This window comes from Paenibacillus ihuae (genome assembly GCF_001368795.1).
Taxonomy (GTDB): domain Bacteria; phylum Bacillota; class Bacilli; order Paenibacillales; family Paenibacillaceae; genus Paenibacillus_AQ; species Paenibacillus_AQ ihuae.
The window spans coordinates 2477264-2487356 of sequence record NZ_LN831198.1; the positions used below are offsets into that span (position 1 = coordinate 2477264).

General features: G+C 50.1%; 3 protein-coding genes and 1 pseudogene. 3 read left to right on the forward strand and 1 reads right to left on the reverse strand.

All coding sequences use genetic code 11. The annotated features are described in order from the left end of the window. A pseudogene (locus tag AQR02_RS31890) lies at positions 1–255 on the reverse strand (spore coat protein); the annotation flags it as partial. 363 nt (positions 256–618) lie between these two features. On the opposite strand from AQR02_RS31890, the gene AQR02_RS11175 reads away from it, so the two are divergent. From AQR02_RS11175 to AQR02_RS11185, 3 genes are all read left to right on the forward strand, one after another. Beyond that, complete coding sequence (locus AQR02_RS11175; protein WP_054940624.1) at positions 619–7014, forward strand: rhamnogalacturonan lyase family protein; 6396 nt, start codon at positions 619–621, stop codon at positions 7012–7014. Between the two features lie 234 nt (positions 7015–7248). Then, positions 7249–8238 (forward strand): NAD(P)-dependent alcohol dehydrogenase, encoded by a 990-nt coding sequence (locus tag AQR02_RS11180; protein WP_245237333.1) that lies wholly within the window; start codon positions 7249–7251, stop codon positions 8236–8238. Between the two features lie 288 nt (positions 8239–8526). Then, entirely contained in the window at positions 8527–9960 is a 1434-nt protein-coding gene (locus AQR02_RS11185) for an MDR family MFS transporter (protein ID WP_054940626.1), read from the forward strand. Positions 9961–10093: the final 133 nt, after the last annotated feature.

Genomic DNA, 10093 nt, shown 5'->3' on the forward strand with positions numbered 1-10093 from the left:
CATATCCGATTCTTTGGAACTGTTTCGTGTACCCTGGGGAGCGAGCGGATAATACTGCAGCAGCTCCTGCAAATTCGACTCTACAGCCTTGATGGTTTCTAAATACAGGGCGTGCAGCTGCGGGTCCTTCACATCATGGTGCACCATCTTAAACAGCATGAGCTGATTGCTCTGGAAAGCTGTCAATTCGTGCAATTCTAGTGTCTCATGCCAGGCTAAATGAGGAGACTGCTGTCGCGATTCATAAGTATACAATCATAATCCCTCCTAAACGGTATGCGTTAGCCTAATCATGCAGGTGTGGCAACGTGCTTGAAAGTGCTTCGCAAAAAAGTCGATTCTAGGTCTAAAATGCGTTTTTTTGCGAAGAATTGACTACCATTATTTGATACACTTGTGCATATTTGGTGCCGGGACATAACCGAATGATTCTCTAAGCTTCGTATAGGAGAAGCCCGCACAATATGAAGGATTTTATGAGAGGGGTGAACATCTCTAGAGGAAGCTAAGAATTTTTAAATAACATAAGGATTCGAGTTGCGTTGTTCTGCTGGTTTCGTGATCAGAGTTTCCCCTGATTTCTAAATTGAATTTAGATACGTAGGAGGAGTGAAGTACATGGGTAAAAAAGCTATTTCCATCAAGAAACCGGTTCTTGCATTCATGATGTCATTTCTAATGGTACTTTTGCTTGTGGTTCCCCAAACTCCGGGATATGCAGAGACAGCGGACAGTCAGCCCGGCCGTCAGGCTGAGTATCTTAACCGCGGATTGGTTGCAGTCCTGCAAGGCAACGGCGTATTCCTCAGCTGGCGGTACTTGAATACGGACTCAGATGAAATCGCTTTCAATGTATATAAAAACGGATATAAAGTCAATGCGGCGCCTATCAGCGAAGCTACGAATTATGTGGACACGACAGGCGCAGACAGCTCTCAGTACCAAATTTCTACCGTTGTTGCTGGTAAGGAAGAAATGCAGCCGGAGATCGTATCGGTACTGCATAACGATTATTTACCTATTCCGCTGGATAAACCGGCAGATGGCCGTACAAAAGACGGCGGCACGTATTCCTATTATGCCGGCGATGCCTCCGCCGGAGATCTGGATGGCGACGGTGATTATGAAATCGTTTTCTTGTGGAGTCCGAGCAACTCGAAAGACAATTCTCAGGCCGGCTATACCGGTAATGTCTATATCGACGCCGTTGAACTTGACGGCACGAGGCTCTGGAGAATCGACCTGGGTATCAACATCCGCGCCGGAGCTCATTATACCCAGCTTATGGTTTATGATCTGGACGGAAACGGCAAAGCCGAAGTTGTCGTCAAGACGGCTGACGGTACGAAGGACGGCGTAGGCACAGTAATTGGTGACGGAACCAAAGATTACCGCAACGAAGGCGGGTACATCCTGACAGGTCCGGAATATCTCACCCTGTTCGACGGACAAGCGGGAGCGGCCGTTTCGAGTGTTGAATACGTACCGCCAAGAGGTGACGTAAACGCATGGGGCGACGGATACGGCAACCGCGTAGACCGGTTCCTGGGCGGCATTGCCTACCTGGATGGCGTAAAGCCTAGTGTAATTATGGCCCGCGGCTACTATACACGCACCGTGTTGGCGGCGTTTGATTATATTGGCGGACAACTTGTACAGCGTTGGACCTTTGATACCAATGAAGCCGGAGCTCAGTATCAGGCACAAGGGAATCATAATTTAAGCGTGCTCGATGTCGATTCCGACGGCAAAGATGAAATCATGTACGGCGCACTTGCGATTGATGACGACGGAAGCCTGATGTACAGTACCGGACTCGGCCACGGCGACGCAATGCACGCCGGCAAGCTCGACCCGAACCGGGAGGGCTATCAGATCGTTAGCGTGCATGAGCATACGAATGCCGAATACGGGCTGGAGATGCGCGATGCCGCTACAGGAGAAATTATCTGGGGACAGTATACGGGCAAAGATACCGGACGCGGGATGTCAGCAGATATCGATCCGAATTATCCCGGATACGAATCCTGGGCAGCCACGATTGTGGATGGTCAGATGGACCCCTTATCCCCCGGATATGCTGCGGATGGGGAAGTCATTTATGAACAGAACGAAGTGCCGAAGACCGCCAACTTTGCAATCTGGTGGGATGGGGATCTCCAGCGGGAGCTGTTCGACCACGAATGGAACAGCACCACAGCTAAAGGCATTCCGCTAATATACAAGTGGGATTATGAGAATAAACAGCTGAAGGAAGTTTTCCGGACAACAGGAGCCTTGACCAATAACCACACCAAAGGTAATCCGGCCCTTCAGGCCGATATTTTGGGTGATTGGCGTGAGGAGCTTCTGCTCCGCAGTGAAGACAGCACCGAATACAGACTCTATACGACAACAATACCGACAAGCTACCGTATTCCTGCGCTGATGCAGGATCCGGTATACCGTCTGGGCATAGCCTGGCAAAATGTCGGGTACAACCAGCCGCCGCACAGTGGATTTTATCTCGGGACAGAAGCAACAGCATTCCCTAAAGCGAATCTGGCTCTTACCGGCGTACCGGAATTACCGGAGCAGGTTTATCACTTTGACTTCGGTACTGATACGGCCGCTGGTACAACCGCTATACAGGATAATGTCTATACACAAGAGACGGGTTACGGTTTCGAGAATATAAGCGGAATTAAGGTGGGCACCTCTAATGTTACCCTGCCGGAAAACGCCAAATTCGCTGTTAACCTGCCCAATGCTAATTATAAGGTAACGCTCAAACTGGGAGATGATTCCCGGGGCTCGAGTGTAGGTGTCAAATCCGAGTTTGTCCAGAAACTGGCTGTGACCAGCGTGAACGCGGGAGAATCGCGTGAATATTCCTATGACGTTGCGCTGGTAGACGGCCAGTTGGAATTCATCTTCTCCGGCACGGCTATTAACGTCCAGGAGCTTATCATTACGAAGTACCCGGAGAAAACGCCGGGAACCGGAACAACGATTTATATGGCCGGAGATTCAACCATGCAGTCATACAGCAGTATGCAGGCTCCCCAGGAAGGCTGGGGCCAGCAGTTCGGCCGGTATTTTGATAGCGGTGTAGTGATACAGAATGATGCAATCGGCGGCAGAAGCAGCAAATCATTTATGGTTGACGGCCGTCTGGACACGATACTGCAGCAGATTAAGCCGGGCGATTATTTCTTTATTTCCTTCGGTCATAATGATGCCAGCGCCGGCATTCCAGACCGGTATGCGTCACCGGCGGATTATAAACTATACTTGACCCGTTATGTGAACGGAGCCAAACAGCGCGGAGCGACACCTGTATTGCTTACTCCGGTAGGGCGCAGAGATTTCAACACGGTTACCCAGGAGTTTAACGTTAGCTTTCCGGAATACGTGAAGGCCGCCAAAGAGGTGGCTGAAGAGCAGGGCATAGCACTGGTGGATTTGAGCCAGTTAAGCATCGCGTATTACGATAAGATCGGACTAAGTGCTACGGAGAAAATCTTCCTGTACGCTAATCCCGGTGAGTATCCGAAGTACCCGAACGGCATCAGTGACAATACGCATTTCAGCAGCTACGGTGCAAAGGTTATTGCAGCATTGGTTGCGGGAGCGGTAAAAGACTTGAATTTAGGCATTTCTCCGTCAGTCATCGATCCCGACATCTCGGAACCGGAGCCAGAGCCGGAGATCCAGATGTATGAGGAAAACTTTGAGGGGGATCCTGCTTCCGCACAATATTCGATGGTGAATGCCACGGGTATCGCCGGTCAGATGACGGGAACGGTCGTAGATCAGAGCGGAAACAAGGTATTGTCCGTTGCCGGATCCGGCTCCGGTAATCGTGCGAAGGTATTCCGGTTGTTTGATGCGGTCAACGGCGACATCGTCAATGTCAATTTTGACTGGCATTCTGGAAATGTAAGCGCATCCCCATCGGAAGGACATCTGACGCTCCAAGATGCGAACGAGAATATTATTCTCACTCTCTTAACAAAGACCGGCACTACCGATCCATACACGAAAATCCATTATTTTGTAGGTCCTTATACCCCGGATTACGGAACCGGCACTACAGCTGTTCCGAATGGCGGAATCGCCACGAACATCCTCAAAAATCAGTGGGTGAATGTAGATGCGAATCTCAACTTTGCCAAGAAAACAATCGATTTGACACTCACTAGTCTTGCGGATTCCAGTATCAAACAGACGATTCAGGATATACCGATGAGTCCCGGCGTCTACGCCAATAACGTAAGGGGAATCCGGTTCCTGGGGACCAGAAAGGGCGGCGGCGGCACATTGAGCTGGACCACCCAGATCGACAATGTGAAGATTGAAGGCAAGAAGCTGCCGCCGGTTGCAGGTGATCAGACGGCCTTGATTGCTCTTCGTGACGAGGTGAAAGCCTTGGATCTGTCGGCTTATACCGAAGCCTCCGTAACCGTGCTGAACAGAGCTTTGGCCGCTGCCGAAGCGGTGATCGGTACAGAAGCGACGCAGGCACAGGTTGACCATGCTATGAACATGCTGACGGTCGCAAGGGATTCGCTGACTAGTGAACCCGTTGGCGAAATCAGTGAGTACAAGTTTGATTTTGGCTCCGGCAGCGCTGCCGAAGGGTACCTGAAAGTAGATGCCAAGCGGGCATACGTGGAAGGTAACGGATATGGTTTTGCCGATACCGCTCTGCTCGAGGATGAGAACCGGGAAACCGGGGATAACCTTAAGGAGGATTTCACCCGCGTGTACGGCACCTCCTTCCGGGTGGAAATGGAGCCAGCCAATTACCGGGTAACGTTAACCATCGGAGATTCACAAGAATCGACCAACACAGGCGTCGTTGTAGAACAAATGCCTAAATTGTCGGTTACAACTCTACCCGCAGGCCAGTTTACTGAAGTAACGTACGACATTGCCCTAATTGACGGCGTGTTTGACTTTACGTTTCCGGGCAGCACACCTAAAATCAACGCGATGAAAATCGAACGTCTTCCGGGTAGCGGTGCAGGCGGTAAGCCAGTCCTTTATCTGGCGAGCGATTCTACGGTGGCCAATTATGCCGAAAGCTATCGTCCGCAGACAGGATGGGGTGAAACGCTGGGTGGTTATTTCGATCTGGATAAGATCAGCATCGATAACCGGGCAGTCAGTGGATTAAGCAGCAAAACCTTCCTTGTAGGCGGATATCTCAACGACATTCTGCTAGACATACACGAAGGGGACTATCTCTTTATGCAGTGGTCGCACAATGATTCCACGCCTTCCCGTCCGGAGCGGTACCTTACACCGGAGCAATTTAAGGTCTATCTGAAAGATTACATTAACGGGACCGTACAAAGGGGCGCAACTCCGGTACTGGTTACACCAGTGAACAGACGCGATTTTACAGGAGAAATACTCAATAAGAGCTTCCCGGAATATGTGCAGGCAATGAAGGAAACGGCGCAAGAAACCGGAACCCTGCTGATTGATCTGAATCAGGCCAGCTGGGAAGTTTTCCAGGAGCTCGGTCCTGAAGGCACGAAATCCATTTTCATGTGGGTAGGTACAACAGAAGACAATACCCATCTTCAGAAGAACGGTGCGGTCAAGGTATCCGAATTAGTGGCACGGCTTGTGCAGGAGCTGGATATCCCGCTCTCAGATCTGGTCACCCTGGAAGGGGAACCCTCCGATCAGAAAGCACCGCATACGACAGCAGCAGTAAAAGGAGAGTTGCGGAATGGCTGGTATACTTCAGCAGCAGAAGTGACGTTCACCGCGACCGATGAAGACTCCGGAGTGGAATCGACTTTCTTCCAGATCGACGGCGGCGAGGTCGTGAGCGGAACGCATCTGACCCTAAGCGATGAGGGCAAGCACACCGTGACCTATTGGAGTGTCGATACGGATGGCAACAAAGAGGCTGTACAGATACTTTCGGTTCCGGTTGATCTCGCGCCTCCGGCCATCGACATTCAAGGACAGACGGAATACACGGTCGATCAACACGTAGACATTACTTACACTGCTTCCGATACGGTCTCGGGTGTGGCTGAACCTAGCGGCGTACTGGTGAATGCACCTGCGTACACGCTGGATCCCGGTTTGAATGTAGTAACCGCTGCTGTCTATGACCTTGCTGGCCGGGAACAGACGGTAGACTATAGCTTCGGAGTCAGCGCTACCTTCGCAAGCCTGGCCGAACTTACGCGCACCTTTGCAGGCGGCTCGCAAGACCCGGACGCAGGTGCGGCCGCCGAGACGCTTGCCGGTATTCTGCAGCAGGCTGAACAAGCAGCGAATGCACATGAAGGAGCTAAGGCCCGTCAGCTACTGACAACCTACAGCAACGAGGTTGCTGCCGGCAGAAGTACGGTATTTACGGATGAACAGGCAGATGCGCTGCTTAAGTGGGCTGCATGGCTCAGCCAGGCAACGCCGCTGGCAAGCAGCGCTCCCGGTACTCCGGTCTTGTCTGATAATAACGGCTACGACACGGGTCTGAAAGACGGAGATTATACCATTACCATGAATCTGTGGTGGGGCAATAACGGTAACCGGTTCAAGCTGTATGAGAACGGTGAACTGATCAAAGAAGTAACCCTGGTTGACCAGTCTCCGTCCGCCCAATCTGTCCAAATCGACGTTGCCGGCAAGAAGAACGGCACCTATGTGTATACCGGCGAATTAATCAATTCACTGGGTACGACCAAGAGCGCTCCGCTCACTGTGACTGTTACAAATGCCTCTCCGGGAAAAGCGGTGTTATCGAATGACAACTGGGACCGGGATGGAAGCTTTAACGTCAGTATGAATCTGTGGTGGGGAACGAACGCTACCGGATACAAGCTGTACGAGAATGGAATTCTGGTAGACACACAAACGCTGCAGGCTCACACTCCTGATGCCCAATCGGCAGTAACGGCCATATCCGGCAAAGCTCCCGGAACGTATGAATACGAAGCTGTATTAAGCAATTCTGCGGGTGAAACCAGAACGGCTAAGATGGTCATAACGGTACGAAAGTAGCCACAGCAGTAGAGCCTTTCCAGAAATGAACGGAAGAACCTAACACAGCAAAAAAGCCCAATGGAACGGCGCAGCCGGTACTTGGGCTTTTTTAGGNGTCTTGGGGTGGGAACATTTTCCTGGATGGTTCGTATGAATCCCTAGAAAGATTAACTTAATTATGAATATTAACGGAATTAATTTAATATGAAACTATAGATTAATTCCCCAAATCCGATCGAATGGAGAATGAACATGAGAGAACATGGCTCAATGAAAGCAATGGTCTATGATTCCTATGGAACATCAGAAGTCCTGCGGATAGAACCGGTAGATATCCCCGATCCCAAGGATCATGAAGTGTTAATCGAAGTCCATGCCGCTTCAGTGAACTCCTGGGACTGGGACCTCCTGCGCGGGAAACCGTTCATTAACCGGCTTGGAGCGTTCCGCACCCCACGTTACCGGATCCTTGGGGCAGATATTGCAGGGAAGGTCATTGCAGTTGGAGCGGCTGCTACACGATTTAAACCAGGGGATGAGGTTTTTGGGGATCTTTCCGGCTGCGGCTGGGGCGGATTTGCCGAGTATGTATGTGCTGCAGAAGGAGCATTGACAACAAAGCCTGCTGGAGTAAGCTTTATAGAGGCGGCAGCAATTCCTCAAGCAGCCGTGCTTGCCTTGCAGGGCCTGCGTGATGCAGGGAATTTACAAAGCGGGCAGCATGTTCTTATTAATGGAGCCGGCGGCGGAGTCGGTTCGTTTGCAATCCAGTACGCCAAATTGCATGGGGCAGAAGTGACCGGAGTTGATAACACCGTGAAACTGGATATACTACGTGCTATAGGTGCTGATCATGTGCTCGATTATACCCAAGAAGACTTCACGGTAAAAGGTATTACATATGATTTGATACTTGATGTAGTCGGAAATAAATCCATTTTCAGATTGAAGCGCGCACTAAGAAATGGTGGTGTCTATGTCATGATCGGAGGTCCCATGCCACGGATTATCACGAATCTGCTGTGGGCTCCGTTTGTTTCTCTGCTCGAAAGGAAGAAGATCAAAGTGCTCGTGCATAAACCAAATCACGGAGATCAGCTGGTTTGGAAAGAGCTTGTCGAATCAGGCCAAGTCACACCCGTTATTGACCGGCAGTACCCGTTACATCAGGCAGCCCAGGCGCTTCAGGATCTCGGAAACGGTTCTGTAAAAGGAAAAGCTGTCGTCTGCATGAAGCTTTAGTCCATATGACAGTCTCTTGTCAAACGTTTTTGGGCAACCTAATTGCCGCCTGATATATAATTGCGGTTTCACTCTGGATTTCAATCGGGTATATGTTGGTATTCTATTATAGCTCAGCTGATCGTTCTGGCCGGAATAAATCCAATTCTCACTCCTTTACGATAACTATGTACAAATTTTACACTGAACTTATAGAATAATTAAAATTTTGAGGTTCTTGGCGGTAGAGTCAACTGCTCAGAGAGCTTCATCACATAGATATTTTCAACCTGGGAGTGAGACCGAATAATGAAAAAATACAATACGAGGGCTATCATGGCGTCGCTGCTGATCTGCGGGTTCGTCGGCATGTTCAGCGAAACTGCCCTTAATATTGCGATAAGTAATTTAATGGATGTGTTTCAAATATCCGCGGCGACTGCTCAGTGGCTGACGACAGGATTCTTGCTGACGCTCGGTATACTGATGCCAATGACAGGGTGGTTGCTGCAGAGGTTCACGACCAGACAGCTGTTTATCGCCTCGCTTACTAGCTCAATCATAGGTACTGTAATTGCTGCGCTCGCTTTTAATTTCGAAATGTTGATGCTAGCTCGTGTCTTACAGGCGGTGGGTATGGGTCTGTTAATTCCACTCATGTTCAATACAATTCTTATTGTATATCCGCCGGAGCAGCGCGGAGCGGCAATGGGTTTCGTCGGACTCGTTATCATGTTCGCACCGGCAACCGGTCCTTCAGTAGCAGGTCTGTTAATCGAATATTTCACATGGCATTATATTTTTTGGCTGTCGCTTCCGTTTTTGATCGTGGGGTTATTGGTGGGACTGAAGTATTTGGATAATGTAACCGAGGTCACGAAGTCCCGCATCGATCTATTGTCTGTCATACTGTCTACAATCGGTTTCGGCGGGGTAGTGTTCGGCTTCAGTAAAGCCGGGGAAGGAGAAGGGGGCTGGACCAGCGCAGTTGTCATGTCTTCCATTATCATTGGGCTTATTGCGCTCGTATTATTTGCCTTACGTCAGAATGCGATGCGTGAACCGATGATGAACCTGCGCGTATTCAAGTATCCTATGTACATCGTTGGATTGGTTCTGGTGCTGGCATGTATGATGATCATCTTGTCGAGTATGATTATTCTGCCGCTGTTCCTGCAGAACGGTATGGGGCTAACTGCATTCGCCGCCGGCCTCATGCTGCTGCCGGGCAGTGCGCTGAACGGTATTCTATCGCCGCGAATGGGCCGTTTGTTCGACAAATATGGTCCGAGAGGACTTGTCATTACGGGTCTCATTATTGTTGTGGCTGCGTTATGGTTTTTCTCGAGTATTTCCGTTGTATCTTCGGTGGCTTTCCTAGTGACGCTACATGTCGGACTTATGGTAGGGATCTCTATGGTCTGGATGCCGGCGCAAACGAATGGCCTAAACCAGCTGCCCCCTGAGCTATACCCACACGGTACGGCAATTATGAATACCTTGCAGCAAGTCGCAGGGGCGATCGGCACAGCCGTCGCGATCAGTATTCTTACTGGCGGCATGCAGACTTACTTGCATAGTTCCTCCGCACCGACGGAACAGGCCGAATTAGCAAAAGCACTGACTTTCGGCTCCCAGAATGTGTTCACATTCGCGATGATCGTCACATTAATCGGCCTCTGTACCGGATTCTTCATTCGCCGCGTAATCGTGAAGCACGCGATGATGAACTCACCACATTAACGGAGCCGGGGTGATCCCCCATAGATCAACTCAAACAGCAGCGGCAGATCATGACTTTATGTCTTGGTCTGCCGCTGTTTTATATATAAACGAAAAATATTTCTTCATTCCCTTTTTACAGCAGTTTAGTTAT